Origin of the sequence: Microcystis sp. LE19-41.2A, from assembly GCF_027530405.1 — a bacterium.
GTDB lineage: Bacteria > Cyanobacteriota > Cyanobacteriia > Cyanobacteriales > Microcystaceae > Microcystis > Microcystis aeruginosa.
On sequence record NZ_JAPZQJ010000465.1, the window covers coordinates 1 to 1,946 of the forward strand.

A 1,946-nucleotide genomic window follows, 5' to 3' on the forward strand; every position below is an offset into this window, starting at 1 on the left:
CACACAGAAATTTACGCTTGGGGAGTAGTCTTTAAGAGTGCTTACCTTGTAGGTGTAGTCGGACTAGACATGAAACTGTAAGACCAAAATTAGCTTTGCTAGTAGCGGCAAGATTCAGCCCAAGAATCTCCGCACTTTTAGTGCGGAGAGTGTCAACTCCTAAGTAATTCGTTTAACAAAGGCAATTATGGATATTTTGACACTTGGTTGGGTTAGCATTCTCGCCCTGTTCACTTGGTCGATCGCCATGGTGGTTTGGGGTCGTAACGGTTTCTAGGTAATCTATAGATACCATGGAAACATCCTTGATTCTGAACACTCTCTTTCTAGTCGCCTTAATTCTCCTCGTTATCGTTAGCGGTGGCATTCTCTACCTGACGACTACAGAATGGCGCGATCGCCGTCGTCAAGATGGCGATAAAAAATTAGGAAAATAATCCTGAACAGGTGTACTTAATTACGCCTGTTTTTCATTTACTATGATTAAAATACTGCACTTATCGGATATTCACATGGGGAGCGGTTTTTCCCATGGACGTTTAAATCCAAAAACGGGATTAAACACGCGTTTAGAGGATTTTATGGGCAGTTTAAGCCTCTGTATCGATCGGGCTATTGCCTCCCCTGTGGATCTAGTGCTTTTTGGGGGAGATGCCTTTCCCGATGCCACTCCTCCTCCTTTTGTTCACGAAGCTTTTGCCAGTCAATTCCGTCGTCTTGCCGATGCTAATATCCCGACGGTGTTATTAGTGGGTAATCACGATCAACATTCTCATGGTAATGGCGGTGTCAGTCTCTCCATCTATCGTACCCTAGCGGTGCCTGGTTTTATTGTTGGCGATCGCCTTACCACCCATCGCATCACCACCCGCAATGGCGATATCCAAGTCATTACTTTACCCTGGTTAACCCGCGCCACTCTCTTAACCCGTCCCGAAACCGAGGGTTTATCCTTGAGTGGGGTAAATGAATTGTTAATTAACCGTTTGGAACCGGTTTTAGAAGGAGAAATTCGCCAATTAGATACAAGTTTACCAACAGTTTTATTAGCCCATTTAATGGCCGATCGAGCTAGTTTAGGAGCAGAAAGATTTTTAGCGGTTGGTAAAGGTTTTACCGTACCTTTATCGCTGCTAAATCGTCCACAATTCGAGTACGTTGCCCTCGGTCATGTTCACAAACATCAAAATCTTAATCCTAGCAATGATCCGCCCATTGTCTATCCAGGGAGCATCGATCGAGTGGATTTTAGCGAGGAAAAAGAAGATAAGGGCTATGTTCTAATAGAAGTGGCTAAAGGAGAGGTTAAATGGGAATTTTGTCCTTTACCCGTGCGTCCTTTCCGTTCCATCGAAGTGGATGTTTCTGAGGCAGAAAACCCCCAAAAAGAATTGCTAAAAGCTCTCAAAAAACACGATATTCAGGAAGCAGTTATCCGCTTAGTTTATAAAATTCGCAGTGAACAATTAGAACTAATCAACACCAATCAGCTTGACGAAGCGTTAAAAACTGCCCATAGTTATAGTATTCGGGCTGAGTTAATTAGTCAATTAACCCGTCCCCGTTTACCGGAATTAGGGGTGGGTAATCAATTAGATCCGATGGAAGCGTTAAAAGCTTATATCGATAATAAGAAAGATTTGCGGGATATTGTTGATGATATGTTAGAGGCAGCCCAGCTTTTATTAAATCAACAGCCGGAAATTTGGACGGAGGAAGAAACCTCGATTTAGCTATCAGTTATCAGTTATCAGTTATCAGTTATCAGTTATCAGTTATCAGTTATCAGTTATCAGTTATCAGTTATCAGTTATCAGTTATCAGTTATCAGTTATCAGTTTACTGCTCACTGAAACATCTTCCCTATCCCTCTTTGAACTAACAATGAGTTTATGTCTTAATCCCGATTGTCTATATAACAATGATCCTACAGATAAATTCTGTCA

The 1,946-nt window shown here is 42.0% G+C and carries 3 protein-coding genes; all 3 read left to right on the plus strand.

Translation table 11 applies throughout. The features are described 5' to 3' along the window. The first annotated feature begins 187 nt into the window (after positions 1-187). From petN to sbcD, 3 genes are read left to right on the plus strand one after another with little or no spacing between them, the layout of a single operon-like run. Positions 188-277, plus strand: coding sequence for a cytochrome b6-f complex subunit PetN (gene petN, locus O9290_RS19750; protein WP_012265708.1), 90 nt, complete (start codon positions 188-190; stop codon positions 275-277). A 16-nt stretch (positions 278-293) separates the two neighbouring features. Beyond that, positions 294-437, plus strand: coding sequence for a hypothetical protein (locus O9290_RS19755; protein ID WP_002736416.1), 144 nt, complete (start codon positions 294-296; stop codon positions 435-437). A 42-nt stretch (positions 438-479) separates the two neighbouring features. Further along, a complete protein-coding gene (sbcD, locus tag O9290_RS19760; protein WP_288054795.1) occupies positions 480-1,733 on the plus strand; it encodes an exonuclease subunit SbcD in 1,254 nt (417 codons plus the stop codon). Positions 1,734-1,946: the final 213 nt, after the last annotated feature.